This is a genomic window from Nocardioides sp. GY 10127 (assembly GCF_004919085.1).
GTDB lineage: Bacteria > Actinomycetota > Actinomycetes > Propionibacteriales > Nocardioidaceae > Nocardioides.
Window position 1 is genome coordinate 88,018 of the sequence record NZ_STGL01000009.1, and the last position, 26,602, is coordinate 114,619.

Annotated in this window: 21 protein-coding genes; 5 read left to right on the forward strand and 16 right to left on the reverse strand. The window is 74.7% G+C overall.

The window, feature by feature from the left end:
- Positions 1-87: 87 nt before the first annotated feature.
- From E8D37_RS17140 to E8D37_RS17180, 9 genes are all read right to left on the reverse strand, one after another.
- The gene (locus tag E8D37_RS17140; protein WP_136571048.1) at positions 88-1,530 is read right to left on the reverse strand and encodes a HAMP domain-containing sensor histidine kinase; all 1,443 of its coding nucleotides are present in this window, start codon (positions 1,528-1,530) and stop codon (positions 88-90) included.
- Positions 1,527-2,219 (reverse strand): response regulator transcription factor, encoded by a 693-nt coding sequence (locus tag E8D37_RS17145; RefSeq protein ID WP_136571049.1) that lies wholly within the window; start codon positions 2,217-2,219, stop codon positions 1,527-1,529. Before E8D37_RS17145 ends, E8D37_RS17140 begins: the two co-directional genes overlap by 4 nt.
- A gap of 48 nt (positions 2,220-2,267) precedes the next feature.
- On the reverse strand, positions 2,268-3,305 hold the full coding sequence (mgrA, locus tag E8D37_RS17150) for an L-glyceraldehyde 3-phosphate reductase (RefSeq protein ID WP_136571050.1): 1,038 nt from the start codon (positions 3,303-3,305) through the stop codon (positions 2,268-2,270).
- Between the two features lie 54 nt (positions 3,306-3,359).
- A complete protein-coding gene (locus tag E8D37_RS17155; RefSeq protein ID WP_136571051.1) occupies positions 3,360-4,655 on the reverse strand; it encodes a VWA domain-containing protein in 1,296 nt (431 codons plus the stop codon).
- Positions 4,652-7,018 carry a DUF5682 family protein gene (locus tag E8D37_RS17160; RefSeq protein WP_206055825.1) on the reverse strand — a complete coding sequence of 789 codons (2,367 nt, stop codon included), beginning with the start codon at positions 7,016-7,018 and terminating at the stop codon, positions 4,652-4,654. Before E8D37_RS17160 ends, E8D37_RS17155 begins: the two co-directional genes overlap by 4 nt.
- A complete protein-coding gene (locus tag E8D37_RS17165) occupies positions 7,005-8,126 on the reverse strand; it encodes an AAA family ATPase (RefSeq protein WP_136571052.1) in 1,122 nt (373 codons plus the stop codon). Before E8D37_RS17165 ends, E8D37_RS17160 begins: the two co-directional genes overlap by 14 nt.
- Positions 8,123-9,598, reverse strand: a complete 1,476-nt coding sequence (locus E8D37_RS17170) for a DUF5691 domain-containing protein (protein WP_136571053.1) — start codon at positions 9,596-9,598, stop codon at positions 8,123-8,125. The genes E8D37_RS17165 and E8D37_RS17170 overlap by 4 nt, the downstream gene beginning before the upstream one ends.
- Positions 9,595-10,986: an SWIM zinc finger family protein gene (locus E8D37_RS17175; RefSeq protein WP_136571054.1), complete on the reverse strand. Its 1,392-nt coding sequence runs from the start codon at positions 10,984-10,986 to the stop codon at positions 9,595-9,597. The genes E8D37_RS17170 and E8D37_RS17175 overlap by 4 nt, the downstream gene beginning before the upstream one ends.
- Positions 10,987-11,070: 84 nt before the next feature.
- Positions 11,071-13,353, reverse strand: a complete 2,283-nt coding sequence (locus E8D37_RS17180; protein WP_136571055.1) for a glycoside hydrolase family 3 C-terminal domain-containing protein — start codon at positions 13,351-13,353, stop codon at positions 11,071-11,073.
- Positions 13,354-13,484: 131 nt separating this feature from the next.
- Here E8D37_RS17180 and E8D37_RS17185 point away from each other — a divergent pair, with 131 nt between their 5' ends.
- Together E8D37_RS17185 and E8D37_RS17190 are read left to right on the forward strand one after the other, a co-directional pair.
- Entirely contained in the window at positions 13,485-14,105 is a 621-nt protein-coding gene (locus E8D37_RS17185) for a TetR/AcrR family transcriptional regulator (RefSeq protein ID WP_136571056.1), read from the forward strand.
- A 79-nt stretch (positions 14,106-14,184) separates the two neighbouring features.
- Positions 14,185-16,314, forward strand: a complete 2,130-nt coding sequence (locus E8D37_RS17190) for a beta-galactosidase (RefSeq protein ID WP_136571057.1) — start codon at positions 14,185-14,187, stop codon at positions 16,312-16,314.
- A gap of 118 nt (positions 16,315-16,432) precedes the next feature.
- Here the strand turns inward: E8D37_RS17190 and E8D37_RS17195 are convergent, their stop codons facing one another.
- From E8D37_RS17195 to E8D37_RS17210, 4 genes are all read right to left on the reverse strand, one after another.
- Positions 16,433-17,332, reverse strand: a complete 900-nt coding sequence (locus tag E8D37_RS17195; RefSeq protein ID WP_136571058.1) for a carbohydrate ABC transporter permease — start codon at positions 17,330-17,332, stop codon at positions 16,433-16,435.
- Positions 17,325-18,299: a sugar ABC transporter permease gene (locus E8D37_RS17200; protein ID WP_206055826.1), complete on the reverse strand. Its 975-nt coding sequence runs from the start codon at positions 18,297-18,299 to the stop codon at positions 17,325-17,327. Before E8D37_RS17200 ends, E8D37_RS17195 begins: the two co-directional genes overlap by 8 nt.
- 85 nt (positions 18,300-18,384) lie before the next feature.
- Positions 18,385-19,611 carry a sugar ABC transporter substrate-binding protein gene (locus tag E8D37_RS17205; protein WP_136571059.1) on the reverse strand — a complete coding sequence of 409 codons (1,227 nt, stop codon included), beginning with the start codon at positions 19,609-19,611 and terminating at the stop codon, positions 18,385-18,387.
- Complete coding sequence (locus E8D37_RS17210) at positions 19,608-20,978, reverse strand: L-fuconate dehydratase (RefSeq protein WP_136571060.1); 1,371 nt, start codon at positions 20,976-20,978, stop codon at positions 19,608-19,610. The genes E8D37_RS17205 and E8D37_RS17210 overlap by 4 nt, the downstream gene beginning before the upstream one ends.
- Before the next feature lie 166 nt (positions 20,979-21,144).
- Here E8D37_RS17210 and E8D37_RS17215 point away from each other — a divergent pair, with 166 nt between their 5' ends.
- The gene (locus tag E8D37_RS17215) at positions 21,145-22,512 is read left to right on the forward strand and encodes an alpha-L-fucosidase (protein WP_136571061.1); all 1,368 of its coding nucleotides are present in this window, start codon (positions 21,145-21,147) and stop codon (positions 22,510-22,512) included.
- Between the two features lie 75 nt (positions 22,513-22,587).
- On the opposite strand, the gene E8D37_RS17220 is transcribed toward E8D37_RS17215, so the two are convergent.
- A complete protein-coding gene (locus E8D37_RS17220) occupies positions 22,588-22,914 on the reverse strand; it encodes an L-rhamnose mutarotase (RefSeq protein ID WP_136571062.1) in 327 nt (108 codons plus the stop codon).
- Between the two features lie 104 nt (positions 22,915-23,018).
- On the opposite strand from E8D37_RS17220, the gene E8D37_RS17225 reads away from it, so the two are divergent.
- Positions 23,019-23,729 carry a FadR/GntR family transcriptional regulator gene (locus tag E8D37_RS17225; protein WP_136571063.1) on the forward strand — a complete coding sequence of 237 codons (711 nt, stop codon included), beginning with the start codon at positions 23,019-23,021 and terminating at the stop codon, positions 23,727-23,729.
- On the opposite strand, the gene E8D37_RS17230 is transcribed toward E8D37_RS17225, so the two are convergent.
- Both E8D37_RS17230 and E8D37_RS17235 read right to left on the reverse strand, forming a co-directional pair.
- Positions 23,681-24,631, reverse strand: a complete 951-nt coding sequence (locus tag E8D37_RS17230) for an amidohydrolase family protein (protein WP_136571064.1) — start codon at positions 24,629-24,631, stop codon at positions 23,681-23,683. The genes E8D37_RS17225 and E8D37_RS17230 overlap by 49 nt on opposite strands.
- Positions 24,628-25,611 carry an aldo/keto reductase gene (locus E8D37_RS17235; protein WP_206055827.1) on the reverse strand — a complete coding sequence of 328 codons (984 nt, stop codon included), beginning with the start codon at positions 25,609-25,611 and terminating at the stop codon, positions 24,628-24,630. Before E8D37_RS17235 ends, E8D37_RS17230 begins: the two co-directional genes overlap by 4 nt.
- A 115-nt stretch (positions 25,612-25,726) precedes the next feature.
- On the opposite strand from E8D37_RS17235, the gene E8D37_RS17240 reads away from it, so the two are divergent.
- Entirely contained in the window at positions 25,727-26,602 is an 876-nt protein-coding gene (locus tag E8D37_RS17240) for a fumarylacetoacetate hydrolase family protein (protein WP_136571065.1), read from the forward strand.

Here is a 26,602-nt window from a genome sequence, read left to right on the forward strand (position 1 = left end):
TCAAGTCGACGTCAAGCGAGTCTGTGGATCACCTGGGTGCCGGTGACGGGGGTCACCGGAGGCGGGGGTGGAGCGGTCCCGGGCCCCTCAGCGCAGCGACGCGCCCAGGTGCAGCCGGACACCGCGGGCCCGCCCGTCCTCGCGCCCGCCCGCCCCCGGGTCGACGAGCTGGAGGTACCCGCCCGACCCCTCGGCCGTGCCGCGGGCGATGTCGAGGCCGAGGCCCGTCGACCCGCGGTCGCTCAGGCCGCGCCGGAGCGCCTCGGGCGCGATGCCCGGCCCGTCGTCCGTGACCTCGACGTCGACCCCGGGCTGCGCCGCACGCACGGAGACGGCGAACGCCGTGCCGTCGGGCGTGTGCGCGACGACGTTCTCCAGCAGCGAGTCCAGGGCGGTGGCGAGGTCCTCCTCGGTGCAGCGCACCCACAGCGGCCCGTCGGGCAGGTCGAGGGTGAGGTCGCGCCCCTGCTCGTCCGCGAGCGGCGTCCAGAAGTCCACCCGGTCGCGGGTCACGGCGACGGCGTCGCAGCGCGGGTTCACCCCTTCCGCGTTGCCGCGGCGGGCGGCGCGGATGACGCGGGTGAGCGCCCGCTCGAGCGCGTCCACGCTGCCCTCCAGCTCGGCGCGGCCCGGGGAGTCGGGCAGCGCCTCGACGCCGAGCCGCACCGCCATGAGCGGGGTCCGCAGGCGGTGGGAGAGGTCCGCGGCCTGCTCGCGCTCCTGGGTGAGGAGCTCGTCGATGCGGGTGGCGAGCGCGTTGAGCTCGACGGCCACGCGCGCCACCTCGGGCGGGCCCTCGACGGGCGCGCGGGCGGCGAGGTCGCCCTCGCCGAGGGCCTGCGCCGTGGTGGCGGCCCGCTGGAGCGGGCGGACGAGCCGGCGGCTGGTGATCTCGGCGGCCACCCACGACAGCAGGAGCAGGAGCACCGCCACGCCCAGCCCGGCCAGGTACTGCCAGCGTAGAGTCCCGCTGAGCTGGGTGTCGTCGATGACGGCGGCCACGCGCACCACGCCGTCGTCGGTCTGGCAGACGAGCTCGACCGCGGTGGCGTCGTCGGTGGTGACGACCGTGGTGGAGGTGATGCCGGTGGCGGCGGTGTCCCCGTCGCCGTCGGGATCGGTACCGCCGTCCGTGCCGCCGCGCGCCGCGCCGTCCCCGTCGTGGTCGGCGTCCCACTCCGGGCCGAGGGCGGCGCGGACCGTGTCGTCGAGGTCGGCGCCGACGAGGCTGCCGTCGGTGAGCAGGACGGTCACGGGGTAGTCGCTGCGGGAATTCGCGCGGTCGAGGTACTCCAGGAGCGCGTGCTCGTCCACGTCGCCGGTGGTGAGGTAGTCGGCCACCGAGTCGGCCGCGTAGGTGGCGTGCCGCTGCGCGGCGGTGTGCGCATTCCCGCGCAGGACCAGCGCGAGGGGGACGCCGGCGAGCACCAGCACGAGGGCGGTGGTGCCCACGACGAGCGCGATGATCCGGGCCCGCAGCGTGACCCGCTGCAGGCGGGTGCCGCCGGGGCGGGGCCGACGTGCCCTCACGCGCCCGGCTCCACGAGCTTCACGCCGACGCCGCGGACGCTCACGAGGTAGCGCGGGTGGGCGGCGTCCTCGCCGAGCTTGCGGCGCAGCCAGGAGAGGTGGACGTCGACGGTGCGGTCCGCGCCGCCCCACGGCTGCTGCCACACCTCGGCCAGCAGCATCGGCTTGGAGAGCACCTCGCCCACGTGCTGCATGAGCACGTGGAGCAGGTCGAACTCCTTGCGGGTGAGCTCGACGGGCTGCCCGTCGAGGGTGACGGCCCGGCCCACCGGGTCCAGCCGCAGCCCGCCGACCGCCAGGGTCGCCTGGCCGTCGTCCTGCGCGACGGCGCCGGCGCGCCGCAGCACCGCCCGCACGCGCGCATCGAGCTGGGCGGCCGAGAACGGCTTGACCAGGTAGTCGTCGGCGCCGGCGTTGAGGATGCGCACGACCTCGGCGTCGTCGTCGCGGGCGCTGGCCACCACGACCGGCGCGCCCTTGAGCATCTTGTTCAGCTCCAGCACGTGGGCGCCGTCGATGTCGGGCAGCCCGAGGTCGAGGACGGTCACGTCGGGCCGCTCCTCGCCCAGCGCGGCGACGGCCTCGGCGCCGGTGCCGACGGCCCGGACCACGTGGCCGTGCTGCCGCAGACCCCGGACGAGGGCGTCACGGATCGTCGGGTCGTCCTCCACCAGCAGCACGCGCGCCACGCCCCGGAGGCTAGCCGGTGGGGTGGCGCGCGTGCCGCGGCGAGAGGCTCAGCCGAGCGAGTCGCGTGCTCCCGCCCACAGGTCGATGCCGGACTCGACCGCGTGGTGGTCGATCGCGGCGAGCTCGTCCGCGGTGAAGGAGAGGTTCTCCGTGGCCGCCACGTTGGCCCGGATCTGCTCCGGGCTGGAGGCCCCGACGAGCACGGAGGTGACCCGATCGTCGCGCAGCGCCCAGGCCAGCGCCATCTGGGCGAGGGACTGCCCGCGGTCGCGCGCGAGGTCGTTGAGGGCGCGCACGTGGGTGATCGCCTCGTCGGTGAGCAGGCCCGGGTCCAGGGACTTGCCCTGGCTGGCGCGCGAGCCCTCGGGCACGCCGTCGAGGTACTTGTCGGTGAGCATGCCCTGCGCGAGGGGGGAGAAGGCGATGCAGCCCGCACCGACCTCGGCGAGGGTGTCGAGCAGGCCCGGCCCCTCGATCCAGCGGTTCAGCATCGAGTAGGACGGCTGGTGGATGAGCAGCGGCGTCCCCAGGTCCCGCAGGAGCGCGGCCGCCTCGGCGGTCGACTCCGCCGAGTACGAGGAGATGCCGACGTAGAGGGCGCGGCCGGAGCGGACGACGTGGTCGAGCGCCCCCATCGTCTCCTCCAGCGGGGTCTCCGGGTCGGGCCGGTGGTGGTAGAAGATGTCGACGTAGTCCAGCCCCAGCCGCTTCAGCGACTGGTCGAGGCTGGAGACGAGGTACTTCCGGGAGCCGCCGACATCGCCGTAGGGGCCGGGCCACATGTCCCAGCCGGCCTTGGAGGAGATCACCAGCTCGTCGCGCAGGCCCGCGAAGGTCGTCGCGAGGTGCCGGCCGAAGTTGGTCTCGGCCGAACCGTAGGGCGGGCCGTAGTTGTTGGCCAGGTCGAAGTGGGTCACGCCGGCGTCGAAGGCGGCGCGCAGGGTCGCGGCCTGGCGGTCGAACGGGGCGTCGTCGCCGAAGTTGTGCCAGAGGCCCAGGCTGACGGCGGGGAGCTTGAGGCCGGAGGCGCCGGTGCGCCGGTAGGGCATGGCGTCGTAGCGCTCGGGTGCGGGCTGGTACGTCATGGCGACCATCCTGCCCCGTCGTCCGCGGCGCACACGCTCACCCCGCGCGCGTCCTCACGCCTCGCGCGGGCCGGACGCAGGAAGGTCGTGGCGGGCGGCCCAGGCGCCCAGGTCGCGTCCCTCGATGGCGGCGGCCATGAGGTCGGGGAACAGGTCCGGGGTGCAGGCGAAGGAAGGGACGCCGACGGCCGCGAGGGCCTCCGCGTGGTCGGCGTCGTGCGCCGGGGCACCGGAGTCCGAGAGCGCCAGCAGCGCCACCACGGTGATGCCGGCCCCGACGAGGTCGCGGGCGCGCCGCACCATGGCGTCCCCGGCCCCGCCCTCCATCAGGTCGCTGACGAGCACGAGGACGGTCTCCGCCGGGGTGCGCACGAGGGACTGGCAGTACGCCAGCGCCTTGTCGATGTCCGTGCCGCCGCCCAGCTGCACCCCGAAGAGCACGTCCACGGGGTCCTCGGCGAGCTCGGAGAGGTCGACCACCTCGGTGTCGAAGGCGACCACGCTCGTGCGCACCGCGCGCAGCGAGGCGAGCACCGCGCCGAAGACGCTGGCGTAGACGACGGACTCCGCCATCGAGCCCGACTGGTCCAGGCACAGCACGACGTGCCGCTCCAGGCTCCGCGAGCGTCGCGCGTGCCCCACGAGCCGCTCCGGCACCACCGTGGAGTGCTCGGGCAGCCAGTGCTTGAGGTTGGCGGCCACGGTGGCGCCCCAGTCGATGTCGGCCGGTCGTGGACGCCGCGTGCGGGCCGCCCGGTCCAGCGCCCCGGTCACCGCCTGGAGCGTCTGCTGCCGCAGCCGCTCCTCGAGCCGGTCGGTGACCGTCCGCACCACCGCCCGGGCGGTCTCCCGGCTGTGCGGCGGGATCACCGCGTTGAGGCCGACCAGCGTCGAGACCAGGTGCACGTCCGGCTGCACCGCCTCCATCATCTCCGGCTCCAGCAGCAGCTGGTGGAGGCCGAGGCGGTCCATCGCATCGGTCTGGAGGACCTGCACCACGGAGGTGGGGAAGTACGTGCGGACGTCGCCCAGCCACCGCGCCACCCGCGGCGCCGAGCCGCCGAGACCGCCGCGGCGGGGGCTGTCGTAGAGCGCCGCCAGGGCCTCGTCGCGGCGGCGGTCGTCGGGGCCGAGCTCGCCCGGCCCGTCGCCCGGTCCTTCGCCCGGTCCTTCGCCCGGCCCCTCGCCGGGCCGGTCGCCGGGCCCCTCGCCGGGCCCGCTGCCCGGGCCGTCCCCGTCCCCCTCGCCCCGGCCGGAGCCGGACCCGGGACGCGGCTCGCGCCGGGTGATCCCGTCCGCGTCGCCGCCGCCCAGCACGAGCCGCCAGCGGACCAGCCTGTCGCGGGTCATGCGTCCGCCTCCTGCCGCGTCGGGGCCTCCTGCAGTGTCGGGGTCCGGCGCAGCGGGATGCCCAGCAGCGCGGCGACGGCCAGGGCGGGCGGCAGGCCGGTCTCGAGGTCGACGAGCGCGTCGAGGGCGTCCCCGGCGGTGGGGGCGGCCGGCCCGCGGCGCAGCCGGGTGCCCAGCTGCCGGCGCTCGGCGGGCTGGTAGCGCGAGAAGGTGCGCCGCAGCAGCGGCAGCAGGTCCTCGAAGACCTCGTCGCTCACGCCCGCGACCCACGCGTCGACGAGGCCGAGGAGCACCTCGTCGTGCAGGAGCAGCAGGGCGTCGCCGTCCAGGAAGCCGTCGAGCCAGGCGGCCCCGGCGGGCGCGGGCGCCGCGCGGGACAGCCGCCTGCCCATCCGCGCCGCGGCCTCGCCCGCGTCCAGGTGCCCGCCGTCGAGCAGCAGCCGGCAGGCCCGCCCCGAGACCGAGCCGTGCACGCGGTCGTCGCCGGCCACCGAGCCGAGGGCCTGCGTCCACGCCGGCCCGAGCTCGGCGGCGGTGTCGCCGGCCAGCAGCGCCAGCCCGCGGTGGGCGGAGTCCACGGCCGCGCGCAGGTCGGCGGCCGCCTCGTCGTCCAGGGAGGCTGCGGAGGCCCGCAGCCCGACGCAGGCCCGCAGCGTGACGGTGCGCAGGACGCCGGCCACCCGCTCGGTCTCCGAGCCCCGGACGTCGCCGTAGCGGCGGGTGCGGGCCAGCGGCTCGACCGCCCGCAGCAGCGCGAGGGTGTCGTGGGCGCGCACGGTGAGCGCGGCCAGCGCGTCGACGACGGCCGGCAGCGCCTCGGGCAGCTCGGCCACCAGGCACTGCTCGACGAGGCGGCCGAGCGCGCCGAGGTCGCCTGCTCCGGCCGCCTCCTCGACGACCTTGGCGGTGGCCGCGTCCAGCACCGTCGTCCCGTGCAGGCCGGCCTCGACCACGGCCACCGCGAGCCCCGGCTCCCACGCCAGCTCCCAGGTCTCGCGGAAGGTGCCGGTGCCGGTCGAGTCGACCTCCTCGCCCCAGTGCACCCCCAGCAGCCGGAGCCGGTGCAGCAGCAGCGAACGCGCCCGCTGGTTCTCCCGGCGCAGGTCGAGCACGAGGGTCTGGGGCGTGGCCGACGGCTTGAGCCGCACCGCCCGCTGCTGGCGGGCGAGGTCCTGCGCCAGCGGCGTCTGCGGGACGCGCTCGGGCACCGACCCGAGGTCGGAGCCGACCACGAGGCGCTCGTGCACGAGCCGCATCGGCAGCTCGGAGCCACCGCAGAGCACGGCGGTCGTGGCGTCGGTGAGCTCCGGGAGCCCGACGGAGGGGCGGCTGCGCAGCGCGGCCAGCGCCTCGGCCGCCCGCACGGTGTCGACGACGGAGGCCGGCGGTGCGTCGATGCCCTCCTCGCGCAGCTCGCGCGCGACCCGGGCGAGCCACCCCGCGACCACGTCGGTGCCGTCGCGCCAGGCGGCGAACAGGTGCTGGTACCAGCCGGGGCTGGTCACGCCCGCGCCGTAGCCGCTGCCGCGCGCCAGCCGCCCGGCCGACCAGGGCGCCCAGGTCGCGGTCACCTTCACCCTGGGCAGCTTCGCCAGCGTCCTGGCGTCGGCGGTCTTCGTCGGCCACGCGCCCTGTCGCAGCGCCGGCGCGTGGTACGCCCCGCACACCACCGCGACCACCTCGTGCGCGGCCGCGACCTCGCGCAGCACGCGCCGCATCGCGGCCTCGCGGCGGTCGTTCTCGGGGTTCGCCGCCGGGTCCTGCTCGGACTCCAGCGCCCGGACCTCGGCCATCGCCTCCGCGACCGCGTCGAACGCCTCCAGCGCCGAGCCGGCCGTGGCCGACCGGTGCTCCACCGCGTCCTCCCACCAGCGCTCCGGGTCGTCGTACCCGGCCGTCTCCGCCAGCACGGCCAGCGGGTCCAGGCGGGCGCGGCTGCGGGGCGGCGGGGGCACGGCGTCCTCGCCCTCGGCCTCCGCCTGCGAGGCGAGGGCGAAGGCGTGGGTGGCGGGCAGGTCCGCGAACCGCACGGGCAGCCCGCGGGCCACCGCCCAGCGCAGCGCGACCCACTCGGGGGAGAAGTCCGCCATCGGGTAGAAGGACGCCCGCCGCGGCTCGTCCGCGACGTAGACGAGCCCCGCGACCGGCGGCACGAGGTCGGGGTCCCCGGCGTGCGCGGCGAGGACGTCGAGCTCCGGCGGCCCCTCGATCACCACCGCGTCCGGGGCGAGCTCCTCGAGCGCGGCGAGCACCGAGCGCGCCGAGCCCGGCCCGTGGTGGCGCACCCCCAGGACGTGCACGCCCGCCCGGCGCAGCAGCGGCCCGGCCTCCGCGGCGCCGGCCACGTCCTCAGTCGAGGTCACGACAGGCCCGGTAGAGGTCGGCCCACTCGCGCCGGTCGCGGACGACGGTCTCGAGGTACTCCTGCCAGACGATCCGGTCCTGCAGCGGGTCCTTCACCACCGCGCCCACGAGCGAGGCGGCCACGTCGTCCGCCCCGACCCGGCCGTCGCCGAAGTGCGCGGCCAGCGTCGCGCCGTTGACGACGACGCTGATCGCCTCGGCGGTCGAGAGCGTCGCGGTGGGCGAGCGCAGCGCGGTGCGCTGGTCGTCGGTCGAGCCCGAGCGCAGCTCGCGGAAGACCTGGACGACGCGGGCGACCTCGTCGGCGTGCGCCACGTCGGCGGGCAGCGCCAGCCCGGTCGACAGCGAGGCCACGCGGGTGCGGACGATGTCGACCTCCTCGGCCAGCGTGTCGGGCAGCGGGAGGACCACCGTGGTGAAGCGGCGCTGGAGGGCGGAGGAGAGGTCGTTGACGCCCTTGTCCCGGTTGTTCGCGGTCGCCACGACGTTGAACCCCGGCCGCGCCTGCACCTCGGTGTCGAGCTCGGGCACGGGCATCGTCTTCTCCGAGAGCAGGGAGATGAGGGCGTCCTGCACGTCCGCGGGGATGCGGGTGAGCTCCTCGATCCGCGCGATCGCGCCGGACTCCATCGCCCGCATCACCGGGCTCGGCACCAGGGCGCCCCGGCTCGGCCCCTCGGCCAGCAGGCGCGCGTAGTTCCAGCCGTAGCGCAGCGACTCCTCCGGCGTTCCCGCCGTGCCCTGCACCAGCAGGGTGGAGTCGCCGCTGATCGCCGCGGCCAGGTGCTCGCTCACCCACGTCTTGGCCGTGCCGGGCACGCCGAGCAGGAGCAGCGCGCGGTCGGTGGCCAGCGAGGCCACCGCGACCTCCATCAGCCGGCGACGGCCGACGTACTTGGGGCTGATGACGGTCCCGTCGGCCAGCGTGCCGCCCAGCAGGTAGGTGGTCACCGCCCACGGCGAGAGCCGCCAGCGCGGGGGGCGGGGTCGGTCGTCCGCCGCCGCCAGCGCCGCGAGCTCGCCCGCGAACGCCTGCTCGGCGTGCGGGCGCAGCACGCCGTCGGGTGCCTGGTCGGTGGCCTGGTCGGCTGCGGGGTGCGTGGTCATCGGAAGGCCTCCGTGAGTGCGGGGACGAGGTCGAGCAGGGTGGCGAGGCGGTGCAGCGGGTGGGCCGGGCCCTCGGCCGGCGCGAGCCGACGCAGGGTGGTGGCCACCGCCGGGTGCAGGCGGTCGGCGAGGACGTCGACGAGGTCGGTGAGGACGTGGGGCGGCCGCTGGAGCCGCTCGAGCCGGGCGAGCACCACCAGGCTCGTCGCCTCGTCCCACGGGCCGGGGAGCAGCCGGACGGCCGAGGTCAGGTCGGGCACCGACGTCACGGCGCCGACCCGCGCGAGCACGAGCGGCCCGCGCTCGGCCTCGGGGAGGACGGCGGCGATCCGCGCGTCCCAGGTGCAGCGCAGGACCGCCCGCGCCCACTCCACGTCGCCGCGCAGCGCGACCGCCCGGAGCAGGCCCGGCAGCGCGTCGGAGCCCGCGGCGGCGAGGCTGCGCACGACCACCTCGGGGGTGACGCCGTCGGCGGTCCACACCTCCAGCGGCGCGCCCGCGGTGATCCGCTCCAGCCACCAGCCGCGGCGGGACCGGCCCCTCGGCGCGGGGCCGAGACCGTCGCGCGGGGCGGCCGCCGAGTCGTCCGGCAGCGCGACCTCGACGCCGCGGCGGAGCCGGCCCTGCGGCACGACCAGGGAGTCCAGGACGTCGCCCAGCCGCCGGGCGCGCGGCGAGCCGGGCAGCGCGTCGAGCAGCGCCAGCGCCCGCTCGCGCACCGCGGCCGACCGGTCGTCGAGGGCCGACTCGAGGAACGCACCGTCGGCCTCCGACAGCCCCGCCTCGAGCGCGGTGAGCAGCTCTGCCCGCACCTCGGCCCGGTCCTGGCGCCAGGTCGAGGTGAGCAGCGCGAGCCCGGCCGCCGGGTCGGCCGCGCGGAGGCGCCGCAGGGCCACCGCCCGCTGCGCCGACGGCAGCAGCCGCCACGCCGCCTCGTCCGGGTGGGCGGGGTCGACCGGGGACCCGCCGCGTGCCCAGGCCCACTCCTTCCGGCCGCCCGCGAGCCAGGCGCCCCGGGCGTCGAGCACCGGGAGCACGGCCGGGCGCAGCGACGGCTGCTGCGTGCCCGTCGTAAGCAGGCCGACGAGCGTGGGGTGCGGCGCGCGGACGCCGCGGGTCGCGGCCGCCTCCAGCCACCGGCGCAGCGCGTGCGGGGTGAGGGCGCCGACGGGCGATTGGGTGAGCAGCAGCGTGAGCAGCTGCCCGGCGCGGGCGGGCGCAGGGTCGAGGACGTCGGGCGGGCTGGGCTCCGGCCACGCCTCCGCCTCCGGGGGGACCGCCGCGGCCCGGCGCAGCACCGAGCCGGCCGCCGCGGCGTCGAGCAGCGCGGTGGCGGGGTCCGCGTCGGGGCGGACGGGCAGCGGGGAGGCCAGGTCGGGCGGCAACGGTCGACGGGCCGTCCCGACGAGCGCGCTCGCCTCGACGGCCTCCCACCAGGCGCGGACGCCCGCCGGCGTCGCGGGCGCGCTCATGCGCCCGCCCCCGCCGCCGAGGGGGAGCCCACGGTGTCCGTGGCGCCGGGCAGGTCTGTGGCGTCCGGCAGGTCCGGCGAGACCGCCAGGGCCCGGAAGCCGCCCGCCTCCAGCTCGCCGAAGACCCGTGCGGGCCTGCCGCCGGTGGCCGCGGCCAGCACCCAGGGGTCCTCGCCGTCGAGCAGGGGCACGGTGCGGCCCGCGGCGTCCTGCACCGCGGAGGCGCCGACCCGCGCGTCCTCGAGGACGACGGGCACCCGCTCGCACCACGGGTTGCGCCGCCAGGCGGCGGCGAGCAGGCGCCGCGCGCCGTCGAGGTCGGTGCCGAGACCGGGGTCGACCGGCAGGGGAGCCGCCGGCTCGACGAGCACCGGCTCGGCGGCGAACAGCGCGCGCCGCGGGCTCGACCCGGGATAGAGCGCCACCGGCGCCCCCAGGACGCTGCCGGCCAGCCCCGCGGTCGGCAGGGCGCCCCCACCGGCGGCGAACTCCAGCAGCCGGACGGTCTCGCCGCAGCGTCGGCCGTGCAGCCACGTCCGCTGCTCCTGCACCCGGCCGCGGTCGGTGCGGTGCGCGCCCAGCACCACCCACTCGTCCTCGATCGCCTCGCCCGCCCGCACCTCGGCGCTCGGCAGCGCCCAGCCCACGTAGGCGCGGAGGTCGGCGGCGAGCTCGCCCGGCAGCTCGGCGCGGCGGCGCCAGGCGTGCACGGCGGTCCACCACCGCCCGACCTCGTCGAGCAGGGCGTCGGGCCAGTCGGGGCGCCGGAGCACCTCGGAGCCGGCGTCCCGGACCCGCTCGGCCAGGCCGCCGAGCTGGGCGTCGACGAGCCGCGCGGCGGTCTGCTCCCACCACGACGTCGGCCGCGACCGCGCGTCCGCGGTGCCCGCCCGCGCGAGGTCGAGGAGCCAGGCGGCGAGGTCCTCGACGCCGTCGTCCATGAGCGCGAGCCGGGCCGCCAGCCGCTTGGCCTGGGCCTCGGTGTCCACCGGCTTCGCGGGCGCCGCGTCGCGCACGGCCGCGGCTCGCGCCCGCTGCTCCGCCCACGCGCGGGCGGCCGGGTCGGCGGCGGCCGCGTCGGGGCCGGCGTCGCCCTCCAGCAGCCCCCGCACCCACAGGGAGAGCAGCGCGAGGGCGTGCTTGCAGGGGAACTTCCGGCTCGGGCACGAGCACCGGTACGCGGGGCCGGTGAGGTCGACGCTCACCTGGTACGGCGTCCGCCCGGACCCCTGGCACTGCCCCCAGACCAGCGTGTCGGTGGCGCCGGTGGCCGACCACGGGCCCGACCCCGGCGGCAGCGTCAGGCGGCGCGCCGCAGCCCACGAGGACGCGTCGGGCGCCGCGCGCTCGACGCGCTCGAGCGTCCACTCGTGGTCCGGCGCTGCCATCGCGGCCATCCTCCCCCACGACGCCGACAGCCCCCACCGCCGAGGCGGTGGGGGCTGTCGGGACGGGGCTTCTCGCCCGGGCCGTCAGTGCGCGGCGTTGGCCTTCTCGAGCAGGTCGACGAGGCCCTGCTTCACGGCGGCCGGGTCGGAGCCGGGGGCGAAGCCGAGCAGGCGGCCGACGGGGATCGCACCCATCATCTCGGCCATGTCGGCACCGAGGCTGGCGTCGTCGTTGCCGCTCTCGGCCATCCCCTTGGCGAAGGGCAGGGCGTCGGTGATGCCGGCGCCGGCCACCGGGTCGGCGAGCACCTCCTTGAGCGTGGACTCCAGCGTGAGCGGCAGCAGCACCGTCTCGCCGGCGAGCTCGACCGAGCCCTCCAGCGGCAGGTCGCGGCTCGAGGCGCCGACCCACACGGAGTAGGCGCCGGGCTCGAGCACGAAGTGGTCCACGCGCGGGTCCCACACCTCGAGGTCGCGGTTCTCGATGCGGATCTCGACGGTCGCGCTCGCGCCCGCCTCGAGGTCGACCGAGGCGAAGCCGCCGAGGGTGCGGACGGCGCGCTGGTAGGCCGAGCCGGGGAGGCCGACGTAGGCCTGGACGACCTCGCGGCCGGCGCGGTCGCCGGTGTTGGTCACCGTGACGGTGGCGGTGAGGCCGGCGTCGTCGGCGGCCAGCGAGAGGCCCTCGGTCCGGAACGTCGTGTAGGAGAGGCCGTGACCGAACGGGAAGGCCACCTCCATCTCGCGGGCGTCGTACCAGCGCATGCCCACGAAGAGGCCCTCGCCGTAGCGCACGTGCGAGTGCTCGCCGGGGAAGCAGAGGTAGGCGGGGGTGTCCGCCAGGCGCAGCGGGACGGTCTCGGTGAGGCGGCCGGACGGGTTGACGGCGCCGAGCAGGACGTCGGCGATCGCCTTGCCGCCACCCTGGCCGAGCAGCGCGGCGTCGAGGATCGCGGGGACGCCGGCCAGCGGCGCGACGTCGACGACCGAGCCGTGGGTGAGCACGACGACCGTGCGCGGCTGCGCCGCGGTGACGGCGGCGAGCAGGGCGAGCTGGTCGGCCGGCAGGGAGAGGTCGGTGCGGTCGTAGCCCTCGGACTCGATGCCGTCGGTGAGCCCGAGGAAGAGCACGCAGACGTCGGCGGCGGACGCGGCGGCGACCGCCTCGTCGACCAGCGCCTGGTCGGGCTCCATCGAGGCGGCCCAGCCGGCGGCGAAGGTGACCTGGGCGCCGGGGGCGGCGGCCACGACCTCGTCGAGGGGGACGTCGAGGCGGGTCGGGTTCACGTGCGAGCTGCCGCCGCCCTGGAAGCGCGGGGTGCGGGCCTGCTCGCCGACCACGGCGATCGAGCCGGTGCCGGCCAGCGGGAGCAGCGGTGCGCCGTCGACGGCGTCGTTGCGCAGCAGGACGATCGAGCGGGCCGCGGCCTCGCGGGCGAGCTCGTGGTGGGCGTCGACGTCGAACGTGGCGTCCGGGCGGGCCGCGGCGTGCGCGCGGGCAGCGAGGCCGGCCACGCGGGCGGCGGCGCGGTCCACGGCCGCCTCGTCGAGCTCGCCGGCCTTCACGGCGTCCACGACCGCGGCGTCGGAGAGGCCGCCGTCGGCGGGCATCTGGAGGTCGAGCCCGGCGCCGGTGGAGGCCGGGCGGTCGGCCACGGCGCCCCAGTCGGAGACCACGAGGCCCTCGTAGTCCCACTCGCCCACGAGCACCTCGGCGAGGAGGAAGGCGTTCTGGGAGACGAGCACGCCGTTGACCCGGTTGTAGGAGCACATGACGGTCCACGGCTGGCTGTCGCGGACGGCCCGCTCGAAGGCGCGCAGGTAGATCTCGCGCATCGGGCGCGGGTCCACGTCGGAGGAGGACCGCATCCGGTCGTCCTCCTGGTTGTTCAGCGCGAAGTGCTTGAGCGAGGCGCCGACGCCGCGGCTCTGGATGCCGTTGATCCAGGCGGCGCCCATGGAGCCGCTGATCAGCGGGTCCTCGGAGTAGTACTCGAAGCTGCGGCCGCCCAGCGGCGAGCGCTTGATGTTGACGCCGGGGCCGAGCAGCACGTGGACGCCGGCGGCCTGGCACTCGTCGCCGAGGGCCTCGCCGACGCGGTGCACCAGGTCGGTGTCCCAGGTCTGGCCGAGCCCGGCGGCGGGCGGGAAGCAGGTGGCGGGCAGCGAGCCGCCCATGCCGAGGTGGTCGCCCTTCTCCTCCTGCTTGCGCAGGCCGTGCGGGCCGTCGCTGACCACGACGTCCGGGATGTCGCCGACAGCCTTGGTGCGCCAGAACGAGGCACCCGAGCCCAGGGACGCCTTCTCCTCCAGGGTGAGGCCGCTGATGGCGGCGAGGTCGGTGTGCGGGCTGTCGGTGGGACCCATCCGGGGCTCCTTCGCGTCGGGGAGAGGTGCGTGCGCGGCCACCACCCGCCGGGGAGGCGGTGTGACCGGGGCTACCAAAAAACAGTACAGCGTTCTGTTTCTTGGCGGAAGATCCCGTTACAGTGCGGCGCATGACGGGCCGGCGGCAGTACGCGAAGGGCGCGGCCAAGCGGGAGGAGATCCTGCAGGTCGCGCTGGAGGTGGTGGGTCGTGCGGGGCCGAGCGGGGCCACGGTGCGCGAGATCGCCGCCGCCGCGGACATCAGCCCGACCGGCCTCATGCACCACTTCGGCTCCAAGGACGAGCTGTTCGCCGCCGTCCTCGCCGCCCGCGACGCCGACTCCACGCGGTTCATGCCGGCGGCCGGCCCCGCGCTGGACCGCCTCACCGACGGGCTCACCGCGCTCGTGCGCCACAACGCGGACGTCGCGGGCCTGGTCGAGCTCTACGTCCAGGTCCTCGCCGAGGCCATGGGCGTCGACCACGCCGCCCACGCCTACGCCGCCGAGCGCTACGTCCGGGTGCGCGCGGCGATGTCCGGGGCGCTGGCCGCGGCGGTGGCCGAGGGGGACCTGCGCGCGGACCTCGACCCCGACGTGGCGGGCGCGCTGCTCGTGGCCACGATGGACGGCCTGCAGAACATGTGGCTCTACGACCGGTCGCTCGACATGGCGGCCCACCTGGAGTCGCTGCTGCTCTCGTGGCGGGCGCCCGTCGGCGCGGACGTGGCGAGCGCCGGCGTTGACACGTGACGCCCACCACCTCACCATGTGAGCGCTAACAATGCGGTCCGGAACCCTGCCGGCCGCCCGCCCCGAGGAGCCATCGCTGATGTCCCACCTGCCCGACACCCTCCTGTTCGGTGCGGCGTACTACGCCGAGTACCAGCCCCACGGCGCGGCGCCGGACCGGATGGAGCGCGACCTCGACCTCATGGTCGAGGCAGGCGTCACGGTCATCCGCGTCGGTGAGTCGGTGTGGTCGACGTGGGAGCCCGAGGACGGCCGCTTCGAGCTCGAGTGGCTCGGCCCCGTGCTGGACGCCGCGCACGCCCGCGGCATCAAGGTCGTGCTCGGCACCCCCACCTACGCCATCCCGCCGTGGCTGGTGCGCCGCTACCCCGAGATGACCGGCGAGCGGGCCACCGGCCAGCGGATCGGCTGGGGCGCCCGTCAGGAGGTGGACCTCACCCACCCCGCGTTCCGGTTCCACGCCGAGCGCGTGTGCCGCGCGATCCTCGCGCGCTGGACCGACCACCCCAGCGTCATCGGCGTCCAGGTCGACAACGAGCCGGGCGCGGAGATCCTCTTCAACGAGGGCATCTTCCAGCGCTTCGCCGACGAGCTGCGCCACGAGTACGGCACCGTCGAGGCGCTCAACGACGCCTGGGGCCTCGTCTACTGGTCCCACCGGCTCTCCACCTGGGCCGACCTGTGGCGCCCGGACGGCAACGTCCAGCCGCAGTACGACGTGGCCTGGCGCGCGTTCCAGGGCCGCCTCGTCGACGAGATGATCGCCTGGCAGGCCGACCTGGCCCGCGAGTACACCTCGCCCGACCAGTTCGTCACCACCTGCCTCGACCAGGCCCGCCCCGGCCTGGACGACGACCTCGTGACCGAGTCGCTGTCGGTGAACTCGGGCAACTCCTACTACGGGATGCAGGACGACCTGGCCCGGCCCGACCACCGCGACCCCGACCAGTCCTGGACCCGGCACGGCGCCTGGTCGCTCTTCCAGTCCGGCGACCGGCTGTACTCCTCCAAGCGCGAGCCGTTCCTCGTCACCGAGACCACCGCGGGCCACATCGGCTTCCCGTGGGACACCCGACCCGCCTTCGACGGCCAGTGGCGCCAGGCGGCCTGGGCGCTGGTCTCGCGCGGCGCCCGGATGATCGAGTACTGGCACTGGAACACCAACACCTTCGGTGCCGAGACCTACTGGGGCGGCGTCCTGCCGCACACCGGCGAGCCGGGCCGCACCTACCGGGAGCTCGCCGGGATCGGGGCCGAGCTCAAGGCCGCGTCCGGCGTCTTCGAGGGCTACCGCCCCGAGGCCGACGTGACGATCCTCTGGGACGTCCCGAGCAAGTGGCTGTTCTCCAAGTACGCCGTGCTGTGCCGTCCCGACGGCTCGCCCGACCCGCACTCCTACTCCCGGCTCGTCGACCCCTTCTACCGGGGCACCGTGGACGCCGGCGGCCAGTCGACCATCGTCCACGCCCGTCGGCTGCTGGCCCAGGACCCGGCGCAGGCCGCGGCCGAGCACCCGCTGCTCGTGGTCTCGGGCTACTACCTCTCCGACGACGCCGCCCCGGCCTGGTTCGACGCCTACGCGGCGGCCGGCGGCCACCTCGTGCTCGGGCCCCGCTCGCTCTACGCCGACCAGCTCTCCCGCGCCCGGGTGGCGCGCGGCCCGGCCGGGCTCACCGCGGCGGCCGGCGTCTCCTACGACGAGTACTCCAACCTCGTGGCGCCCCTCGCCGTCGCGCCGGTCGAGGGCGGGATCGCCCTCACCGAGGGCGGTGCGGCGGCGAAGTGGGTCGACGGCCTCGAGCTGGAGGAGGGCTCGGACGCGCAGGTGCTGCTCGGCTACGACCACCCGCACTTCGGCCGCTGGCCCGCGCTCACCCGCCGTGCCCACGGGGCCGGCACGGTGACGACGGTCGGGACCCTGCCCGACCCGGTGCTGGGCGCCGACGTCATGCGCGACCTGCTCGGGCTCGTCGGCGGGCCGGTCTCCGGCTGGCGCGACCTGCCGCCGAGCGTCACCGTCCACACGGGGCGGAACGCGGCCGGCGAGCGGGTGCACGTCGTCCACCAGTTCTCCTGGGAGCCGACGGAGGTGACGGCCCCGGCCGCGCTCGTCGACGTCCTGGGCGAGGGCACCACCGGCGCGGTGGCAGCGGGCGAGACGCTGCTGCTGGGCCCGTGGGACGTGCGGGTGCTCGTCGAGCGGAGGTGACCCGCCTCGACGCGTGAGCCGCGCGACGACGAAGGCCGCCCACCCCGTGCGGGGTGGGCGGCCTTCGTGCGTGCGGCGGGCGGTGCTGACCTGCGGCGGCGGTGCTGACGGGCGACGTTCAGCGGCCGCCGAGGCCGCTGGTGACGATGCCGCGCACCAGGTGCTTCTGGAGCAGGACGAGGAGCACGACCGTGGGCACCATCGAGATGACCGAGGCGGCCATGACGAGGTTCCACTGGCTGCCCTGCTGGCCGAAGAACGACTGCAGGCCCAGCGGGATCGTGCCGAACGTGTTGACGTCGTTGACCACGATGAGCGGCCACAGGAACGAGTTCCAGTAGGTGATGAACGAGAACACCGAGAGCACGGCCATGGTGGGCCGGGCCAGCGGCAGCATCACGAAGAGGAACGTGCGGATCGTGCCCGCGCCGTCGACCCTCGCGGCGTCCTCGAGCTCCTGGGGCAGCGTGAGGAAGAACTGCCGCATCATGAACGCCCCCAGCGCGGTGAAGGCCCACGGCACGATGAGCGCCTGGTAGGAGTCGACCCAGTCGACCTGCTGCATGAGCACGTACATCGGCACCACGAGGACGTCCTGCGGGACCATGAGGGTGGCCAGGAAGACCGCGAACACGAGGTTGCGCCCGCGCCACCGCAGCCGGGAGAAGGCGTAGCCGCTCAGGGCGGAGACAGTGAGGTTGATGGCCGTGCCGACGGCGGCGACCACGATCCCGTTGACCATGAACCGGGCGAACGGGAAGTACGTGAACGCCTCGACGTAGTTCTGCCAGCGGAACTCGCTGCCCCACAGCGACGGCGGGGTCGAGAGGACCTCCGCGCGGGGCTTGAAGGACGTCGCGACCATGTAGATCAGCGGCGAGAGGAACGCCAGCGCGACCAGGCAGAGCACGACGTAGGAGACGACGTGCCGCACGCGGTGGGAGCCGTCGCTGCGCGGGGCCTGCCCGGCGTGCGGGGCGGTCCCCCCGGGGGCGGGACGGGTGGCCAGGTCACTCATAGTGCACCCACTTCTTCTGGCCGGCGAACTGCGCGGCGGTGAGGCCGAGGATGATGACGAACAGGATCCACGCGGCGGCCGAGGCGAGGCCGAGCTGCTGGTACTGGAAGCCCTCGTTGTAGATGTACTGGACCAGGGTGAGCGTGGAGGAGCCCGGCCCGCCCTTGGTCAGGATGAACGGCTGGATGAACACCTGGAACGAGGTGATCAGCGTCATCGTGGTGGCGAAGAAGACCGAGGGCGAGATCATCGGGAACTTGATCTTCCAGAACAGGGTCCAGGCGCCCGCGCCGTCCAGCTGCGCGGCCTCGAGCTGGCTCTCCGGCACGGAGTCCAGGGCCGCCGAGAAGATGAGCATGTTGTAGCCGAAGCCCTGCCACACGCTCATGGCGACCACGGCGAGCATCGCGAAGCGGTCGTCCGCGAGGAAGTTCGGCGCGGAGACGCCGGCCACCGTCTGCGTGGTCGCGTCGATGAGGCCGTCGGGCTGGTAGAGGAAGCGCCACACGACGGCGTTCGCCACGATCGGCGTCACCGTGGGGATGAAGAAGATGACGCGGAAGACGTGGCGGTGCCGGATGCGCGGGGTCAGCCACGCCGCGAGCCCGAGCGAGACCACGAGGTTGAGCGGCACGTAGAGCAGCGTGAACACCGCGGTGTTGCGGATGACCTCGCGGAAGATCGGGTCACCGAGCAGCCTCGTGTAGTTGGCGAGCCCCACGAACGAGCGGTCGCCCAGCATCGGCCAGTCGAAGAGGCTGACCGTCACCGTCATGATGATCGGCAGCGCGGTGAAGACGGCCAGGCCGATCAGGTGCGGGGCGGAGAACCCCCAGCCCCACCCGCTGGAGGTCCCCTCCCGCCGTCGGGGGCGGCCGCCGTGGGCGGGGCCCCCCTTCCGCGGGGCGCCCGAGGGGCGGCCCCCCGTCGTCGTCGGTCTCGTGGACTGGGGCGTGGACGTCGCCACAGCACCTCTCCCTCCGGTACGGGCCCCGGGGGAGGCGTGCGTGCGCCTCCCCCGGGACGGGTCGATCAGTGTGTCTGCTGCAGCCTCAGGAGCCGAGCTGGGAGGCGATGGCCGACATGGCCTCCTCGCCGGTCTGCTGGCCGTTGATGGCCGGCGGGGCGTACTGCGCGAACAGCTGCGAGAGCTGGTCGGAGTCCGCGTTGCCGGGCAGCGGGACGGAGGTGGACAGCGCGGTCTTCAGGACGTTGTCGAGACCGTCGATGCCGGCGGTCTCGAACCAGGCCGACTGCGCCTTGGTCCGCGACGGCAGGGCCCGGCCCTCCTCGGCGAGCGAGGTGAGGACCTGCTCGCTCGTCATCGTCTGGATCGCCTCGAACGCCTGCTCGGGGTACTTGCACTGCGAGGAGATGCCGAAGCCGGAGCCCGCGCTGAAGGTGCCGGCGTCGGAGTCGCCCACCGGGATGGTGGTGACGCCGAGGTCGAAGTCGACGACGCCCTTCTGGTTGATGATCGACCAGGGGCCGTCGATGTACGTGCCGGCCTGGCCGTTGACGAAGGCGGTGTCGTCGGCCGTGCTGTCGGCCTGGGCCTGCGTGGCGTAGCCCTTCTCGACCAGCGAGTTGATCCAGTCCAGGCCCTCGGCGAACTTCGCGTTGGTCGCGTCGAGGTCGCCGTCCTCCGTGATCACCCGGCCGCCGTTGTAGGCGAGGATGAGCGACTCCAGGTTCAGGTCCTCGTCGGAGGTCGCCAGGATCTTGTCGCCGTTGGCCTTGAGCTTCGCCGCCGCGGCCTCGAAGTCGTCGACGGTCCAACCGGGCTCGGGGGTGACGCCGGCGGCCTTGAACATGTCCTTGTTGTAGAACATCAGGAGCGGCCCGGTGTCGTAGGGCAGGGCGTACAGCTTGCCGTCGACGGTCATGCCGTCGAGCGCGGTGGTGTCGAAGCCGGACAGGTCGACGCCGTCCTCCTTCACCAGGTCGTCCAGCGGGATCAGCTGGTCGGTGTAGTTCGCCGCACGGAGGCTCTGGACCGTGACGATGCAAGGCGCGTCGCTGGAGCTGAGCTGGGTGCGCAGCTTGGTCCAGTAGTCGGTGAACGGGGCGCCCTGGATGGTGACGGTCGGGCCGCCGTCGTCGGAGACGGCGTCGGCCACCTCCTGCCACGCGTTCTGGTCGGCGGTGCCCGAGATCCACATGGCCCAGGTCAGGTCGTCGGCGCTCTGCGAGCTGGCCGACGATCCCGAGCTGCAGGCCGACAGGGCGAGGACGGCCGCCGAGGCGACGGCCGCGAGGCGGACTGTGCGGTTCTTCATGAGTTGACCACTCCACTGTTGTGAGGACCTGACGCCACCGTCGGCGACAGGGTGGGGAGCTGGTGCTCGGTGGAGGTCCACTCCGCACCATCGGGGTAGGAGAAGCGCGAGAGCGACTCCGGGTCGATCTCGGTGCCGGCCCCCGGCGCCTTGGGCGCGCGGTAGTGGCCGTCCTGGATGTCGACCGGCTCCAGGAAGTGCTCGTGGAGGTGGTCCACGAACTCGATGCACCGGCCGTCGAGGCTGCCCGAGACAGCCACGAAGTCGAGCATGGACAGGTGCTGCACGGCCTCGCAGAGGCCGACCCCGCCCGCGTGCGGGCACACGGGGACGCCGAACTTGGCGGCGAGCAGGAGGATCGCGACGTTCTCGTTGACCCCCGCGACGCGGGTGGCGTCGATCTGGAGGACCTGGAGGGCGTCCGCCTGGAGCAGCTGCTTGAACATGACGCGGTTGGCGACGTGCTCGCCGGTCGCGACCGGGAGCGGGGCGATGCCCTGCGCGATCCGGGCCGCGCCGAGGATGTCGTCGGGGCTGGTCGGCTCCTCGACCCAGGCGATGTCGAACTCCGCCAGGGCGTTGACCCAGGTGATGGCCTCGTCCACGTCCCACCGCTGGTTGGCGTCGATGGCCACCCGGATCTCGGGGCCGACGGTGCGGCGGGCGATGGCCAGCCGGCGGCGGTCGTCCTCGACCGAGAGGCCCACCTTCAGCTTGATCTGGCGGAAGCCGCTCTCCACGGCCTCGCGGCACAGGCGCTCCAGCTTCTCGTCGGAGTAGCCGAGCCAGCCGGGCGTGGTGGTGTAGGCGGGGTAGCCCTGCGCGAGCAGGATCGCCTCGCGCTCCTCGCGACCGGGCTGGGCCCGCTCCAGGATCGACAGCGCCTCGTCGGGGGTGAGGGCGTCGGAGAGGTAGCGGAAGTCGACCAGGGCCACGAGCTCGGCCGGGCTCATCCGGGAGAGCAGCTGCCACAGCGGGAGCCCGGCGCGCTTGGCCTTGAGGTCCCACAGGGCGTTCACGACGGCGCCGATCGCCATGTGCATGACGCCCTTCTCGGGGCCGAGCCAGCGCAGCTGGCTGTCGTGCACCAGCCGGCGCCACGTGCCGCCCATGTCGGCGAGCAGCGACTCGACGTCCTCGCCCTCGAGCATCGAGCCGACGAGGGAGACCGCGGCGGCCTCGACGTCGTTGCCCCGGCCGATCGTGAAGACGAAGGCGTGCCCCTCGAGGCCGTCCCCGGCGTCCGTGCGCAGGACGACGTAGGCGGCCGAGTAGTCGGGGTCGGCGTTCATCGCGTCCGAGCCCGACAGGTCCCGTGAGGTCGGGAAACGGATGTCGCGGGTCGCGATCTGGGTGATGCGGCTCAAGGGTCACTCTCCTGGGGTCCGTGGAGCGGGCGTCATCTAAACACCGGATGTTTCCGGGTGTCAACCGTCACATTTCGGCCCTTGTGAGCGTGGACTAGCGAGTTAGACATCGGATCTATACGCTGCTCCTCGTTGTGACCCAGCCGACATGAAAGGGTGAGACCCCATGGCGATGTTCAAGAACGACTCGTACCGGCCGGAGGCCTACCAGCACCTGGAGCACCCGGTCCCCGAGTGGTTCGCCGCGGCGAAGCTCGGGATCTTCGTCCACTGGGGGGCCTACTCCGTGCCGGCCTGGGCGGAGCCCTTGGGCGAGCTCGGCTCCGAGGAGGACCCGGGCGACTTCGCGCGCAACCCCTACGCCGAGTGGTACGCGAACACCATCCGCATCCCCGGCAGCCCGGCCGCCGAGCACCACGCGGCCACCTACGGCGACGCGGACTACTACGACTTCCTCGACCAGTGGAAGGCCGAGAGCTTCGACGCCGACGCGCTGGCCGAGCTCGTCCGCAGCACGGGGGCGCGCTACTTCGTGCCCACGAGCAAGCACCACGACGGCATCACGCTGTGGGACGCCCCCCGCTCCGAGGGGCTGAACACGGTCGACCGCGGCCCGCACCGCAACCTCGTGGCCGAGATGGCCGAGGCGATGGAGAAGGTCGGCGTCCGCTTCGGCGCCTACTACTCCGGCGGCCTGGACTGGCACTTCACCGGCCTGCCGGCGCTCACGGAGAAGCCTGCGGAGGTGGGGGCGGACTTCCCGGGACGTCCGAACGACAAGGCCTACGCCGACTACGCCTACGAGCAGACGCTCGACCTCATCGAGCGCTACAAGCCCGCCGTCCTGTGGGGCGACATCGACTGGCCGGACGCCGGTAAGGAGCCCGGACCCACGTCCCTGCTCGCGCTGTTCGACCGCTACTACGAGGTCGTGCCCGACGGCGTGGTCAACGACCGCTGGGGCGACACCCACTGGGACTTCCGCACCAGCGAGTACCAGGAGTCCCCGGAGCTCGGCGGCGAGGTCTTCGAGAACTGCCGCGGCATCGGCTACTCCTTCGGCCACAACACCCAGGAGACCGCCGCGCACACGCTGGACGGCGGGGGTGCCGTGCGGCACTTCGTCGACATCGTGGCGCAGGGCGGCAACCTGCTCCTCAACATCGGCCTGACGGCCGACGGGAGCGTGCCGCCGCTCCAGCGGCAGACGCTGGAGGCGCTCGGCGCGTGGAACGCCCGGAACGGCGCGGCCGTCTTCGGCACCTCCGTCGCCGGCCCCGAGCTGGTCGACCCCGCCGGCGCAGCCGAGGGCTGGGTGCGGTTCACCCGCGGGGACGGCGTGCTCAACGTCGTCCTGGGCGAGCCCGGCGAGGTCGTGGTGCCGGTCGTGGCCGGTGCGGTCGACCCGGCCGGTGCCGCCGTCCTCGGTGGCGGCGACGTCACCGCCGAGGTCGTGGACGACGGGCTGCTGCTGCGCGTCACCGGCGTCGGCGAGGACGGCCTGCCGGTCGTCGTCACCCTGCCGCTGACCTGAGGGCCGGCCTCACGGACGCCACGGCCCGTCGGTCCGGGACGGCACCCGGATCGCCGGGCCGTGGCCCGTGCAGCCCTAGTCGAGGTGCCACACCTCGGTGAGCGTCTTCCACTGCTCGCCCTCGGGCGTGCCGGGCAGGCGCTCCTGGAGGGGGTCGGTGTGCGTCCACCACTCGCGGGTGAGCGGGTCCTCGCCGACCCGGGCCAGGGCCCGGGCCACGTCGTCCGGGCCGCCGTCGACCTCGAAGAAGGCGAAGAGGTCCTCGCCGTCGAGGAAGATCGTGTAGTTCCGGACGCCGGCCGCGGTGAGCGTGGCCTCGACCCCGGGCCACACTGCCGCGTGGAGCTCCAGGTACCGCTCGCGGTGCTCCCTGGGCAGTCGGATGCGCTGGCCGATCCTCATGTGCTCTCTCCTCTTTCGTCCCGGGTCGCACGACCCGCTAAAACATCAGATGTCGCGTCAAGCAGGGGGCCGCTCGGGCCCGGGGAAGGTCCTAGGGTGACAACGTGGCCGTGACAGACACCGCGATCCGTCGGATCAAGCAGATGATCACGACGGGCGAGCTGAAGCCGGGCGACCGGCTGCCCCCGGAGAAGGACCTCAGCGAGCGGCTGGGCATCTCCCGCAGCTCCATGCGCGAGGCCGTGAAGGCCCTCGAGGTCATCCGGGTGCTCGACGTCCGCCGAGGCGACGGCACGTACGTGACCAGCCTGGAGCCGGCGCTGCTGCTGGAGGCCGTCTCCTTCGTCGCCGACCTGCACGACGACGACACGCTGCTGGAGATCTTCGGGGTGCGGCGCATCCTGGAGCCCGCCGCGGTCGCGCTCGCGGCGGCCCGCATCACTGAGGAGGACGTCGCGGAGCTGCGCGCCCAGCTGGCGCTGGTCGACGAGGACACGCCGGTCGACGAGCTGGTCCAGCACGACCTGGCGTTCCACGCCTCGATCGTGCGTCTGGCCGGGAACACCTACCTGGCCACGCTGCTGGAGTCCCTCTCGGTGCGCACCGTGCGTGCCCGGGTGTGGCGCGGCCTCACGCAGGACAACGCCGCCGAGCGGACGCTGGCCGAGCACGCCGCCATCGTGGACGCGCTCGAGATGCGCGACGGCAGCCTGGGGGAGTCCCTCACCACCGCGCACATCTTCAACGTCGAGAAGTGGCTGCGCGGCTATGACGGCCCGCTCTCGGACCTGATGCCGCCGCTCGGCAACGAGTAGACACGGGCGGCCGTCCCGCCGAGGACGGCGGCGCGCTCGGCCGGGGCGAGCTCGTCCGCCAGCGCGAGGAGCGGCGCGCAGGACTCCGCGTAGCCGCGGCGGGCGGTGTCCATCGGCCAGTCGCTGCCCCACAGCAGCCGGTCGGGGCCGAACAGCTCCAGCGCGGTCTCCCACAGGGGCCGCAGCCCGGCGGCGTCGTAGGGGTCGACAGCGTCGGCCAGACCCGACACCTTCGCCACGACGCCCGGGTGGCGCGCGGCCGCCGCGAGCTGGGCGAGCCAGGTCCCTCGGTCCTCGCCGCGCGGAGGCTTGGCCAGGTGGTCGACCACGACGGTCAGGCCCGGCACCTGCGCCGCGACCGCGGCCACCTGCTCCAGGTGCCGCGGGAACGCGTCCGGGACGTCGAGGGGCAGGCCCAGGTCCGCCAGCAGGGCCAGCGACTCCAGCACCGGGGGCAGCAGCAGGAAGTCGGGCCGGGGGTCGTCGTGGACGAGGTGCCGGACGCCGACCAGTCGGCCGCGACTCCTCCGCTCCGAGCCCCCGCTCACCTCCCGGGCCACGGCGTCGGTGCACGGCGCCAAGCGACCCGCCTCGAGCCGGCGGGCGAGACCGTCGGCGGTCTCGCCCGGGGAGGCGAGGTCGAGCCAGCCCACGACGCCGGCGACCCGGTCCGAGGCGTCGGCGACCGCGAGCAGGTGGTCGGTCTCGTCCTCGCTGTCCTCGGCCTGCACCAGGACCACGGCGTCGATGCCGAGCGCGTCGAGGTCGGCCTCGACCTCCCCGACCACGTGGGTGCGGTGGAGCGGGCCGAGGTCGGGCGTCAGCCAGGGGTAGCCGTCGCGCGCCAGGTCCCACACGTGCAGGTGGGCGTCGACGACGGGGACGCCGGCGGCGGTGCTCACGGGAGGTGCAGGCCCAGCGCGCGCAGGTCGTCCCACAGGGCTTGCGGGACGGGGGTGTCGAGCCGGTCGAGGTTCTCGCTCACCTGCGCGCCGGTGGCGCCGGCGACGACCACGGCCGCCACCAGCGGCTCGGTGAGCGGGTAGTGCAGCGCGGCGGTGGGCAGTGGCACGCCGTGGCGCCGGCAGACCTCGCGCAGGGTCGCCACCCGCTCGCGCACGGCGGCGGGGGCAGGGGCGTAGTCGAAGAGCCCGTCGCCGTCCTCCCGCGCCAGGACGCCGGAGTTGAAGACCGAGGCCGCGAGCACCTGGGTGCCGTGGCGACGGCACTCGGCCAGGGTCTCGGGCACGACCGACTGGTCGAGCAGGGAGAAGCGGCCGGCGGCCATCATGAGGTCCAGGGCCCCGGTGCGCGCGCAGGCGAGCAGGGCCTCGGCGTCCATGGAGCCGACGCCCACGGCGCTCACCAGGCCCTCCTCGCGCAGGGCGACGAGGGCGGGGAGCGCCTCGCGGACGCCCTGCTCCAGGTCGTGCCGCTCGGGGTCGTGCAGGAGCGCGACGTCGATCCGGTCGAGCCCGAGGCGCTCGAGGGAGTCCTCGACGCTGCGGCGGATGCCGTCGGCGCTCAGGTCCCACACCCGGCGGTGGTCGGCGGGGACGTGGAAGTCGTTCGCGAGGTCGAGGCCCTCGCCCTCCGGGTCGGGCACGAGGAGCCGGCCCACCTTGGTGGAGACGGTGAAGGCCTCGCGGGGACGGTCGGCGAGGAACGCGCCGAGGCGCCGCTCGGACAGGCCGAGGCCGTAGTGGGGCGCGGTGTCGAAGGCGCGCACCCCGCCGTCCCAGGCGGCCTGGAGGAGACTGTGGGCGGTCGCGTCGTCCATCGGCGCCATCAGGTTGCCGAGGTTCGCGCAGCCGAGGGCCACCCGGCCGGGGAACAGGGAATCCGTGGCTGTGAGCGAACGGACGAGGGACTCCTCAGGCACCTTATTGCTCCGATGTTTGTTCGTGTCGTGACTCACATAACGCTAGCATCACCCCCGGTGGCTCCGAAATGGGCCGCCTGGCAGGCTTGAAGTAATCGGATGTTTGGGAGGAATCATGAAGTTCGCTCGCATCGGCGCCCTCGGTGCCGAGGTGCCTGCGGTGCAGGTCGCGGAGGCCCAGGGCTGGCTCGACCTGCGCCCGCTGACCGCCGACGTCGACGGCGCCTTCCTCGGCTCGGATCCGGTCGCCCGGGTGCAGGCCGCGGTGGCTGCCGGTGACCTGCCGCCGCTCGAGGTGGCCCAGGACGGCGAGCGCTTCGGTGCGCCGGTCACCAAGCCGGGCGCGATCGTGTGCATCGGGATGAACTACGCCGCGCACGCCCGCGAGTCGGGCGCGGAGCCGCCGGAGCGTCCCGTCATCTTCCTCAAGCACGCCAACACCCTCGCAGGCCCGTTCGACGACGTCGTGGTCCCGCCCACCTCGCGGAAGCTCGACTGGGAGGTCGAGCTCGCCGTGGTCATCGGCACCCGCGCGTCCTACCTCGCCGACCCCTCCGAGTCGCTGTCCCACGTGGCCGGCTTCGCCGTGGCCAACGACCTCTCCGAGCGCGAGTGGCAGCTGGAGCTCTCCGGCGGCCAGTGGTGCAAGGGCAAGAGCGTCCCCGGCTCCACCCCGCTGGGCCCATGGCTGGTCACCCCCGACGAGGTCGACCACGCCGCGCTCGGCCTGCGCACGAAGGTCAACGGCGTGACCTGCCAGGACTCCTCCACCTCCGACCTGATCTTCTCCGTCGAGCAGATCGTGTGGCAGCTCAGCCAGTACATGGTGCTCGACCCCGGCGACGTCGTCCTCACGGGCACGCCGGAGGGCGTCGCCCTCTCGGGCCGGTTCCCGTACCTGGTCCCCGGGGACCGGATGGAGCTCGAGGTCGACGGCCTCGGCAGCCAGGCGCAGGTGTGCGTCGCCCACGGCGCGGGTCAGGGGGCCTGA

Bases quoted from the DNA above. Each gene is read 5' to 3' on its own strand.
- mgrA (WP_136571050.1), bottom strand. From the start codon at position 3,305: ATGACGTACCAGCCCGCACCCGAGCGCTACGACGCCATGCCCTACCGG.
- E8D37_RS17155 (WP_136571051.1), bottom strand. From the start codon at position 4,655: ATGACCCGCGACAGGCTGGTCCGCTGGCGGCTCGTGCTGGGCGGCGGC.
- E8D37_RS17165 (WP_136571052.1), bottom strand. From the start codon at position 8,126: ATGACCACGCACCCCGCAGCCGACCAGGCCACCGACCAGGCACCCGAC.
- E8D37_RS17170 (WP_136571053.1), bottom strand. From the start codon at position 9,598: ATGAGCGCGCCCGCGACGCCGGCGGGCGTCCGCGCCTGGTGGGAGGCC.
- E8D37_RS17175 (WP_136571054.1), bottom strand. From the start codon at position 10,986: ATGGCAGCGCCGGACCACGAGTGGACGCTCGAGCGCGTCGAGCGCGCG.
- E8D37_RS17180 (WP_136571055.1), bottom strand. From the start codon at position 13,353: ATGGGTCCCACCGACAGCCCGCACACCGACCTCGCCGCCATCAGCGGC.
- E8D37_RS17185 (WP_136571056.1), top strand. From the start codon at position 13,485: ATGACGGGCCGGCGGCAGTACGCGAAGGGCGCGGCCAAGCGGGAGGAG.
- E8D37_RS17190 (WP_136571057.1), top strand. From the start codon at position 14,185: ATGTCCCACCTGCCCGACACCCTCCTGTTCGGTGCGGCGTACTACGCC.
- E8D37_RS17195 (WP_136571058.1), bottom strand. From the start codon at position 17,332: ATGAGTGACCTGGCCACCCGTCCCGCCCCCGGGGGGACCGCCCCGCAC.
- E8D37_RS17205 (WP_136571059.1), bottom strand. From the start codon at position 19,611: ATGAAGAACCGCACAGTCCGCCTCGCGGCCGTCGCCTCGGCGGCCGTC.
- E8D37_RS17215 (WP_136571061.1), top strand. From the start codon at position 21,145: ATGGCGATGTTCAAGAACGACTCGTACCGGCCGGAGGCCTACCAGCAC.
- E8D37_RS17220 (WP_136571062.1), bottom strand. From the start codon at position 22,914: ATGAGGATCGGCCAGCGCATCCGACTGCCCAGGGAGCACCGCGAGCGG.
- E8D37_RS17240 (WP_136571065.1), top strand. From the start codon at position 25,727: ATGAAGTTCGCTCGCATCGGCGCCCTCGGTGCCGAGGTGCCTGCGGTG.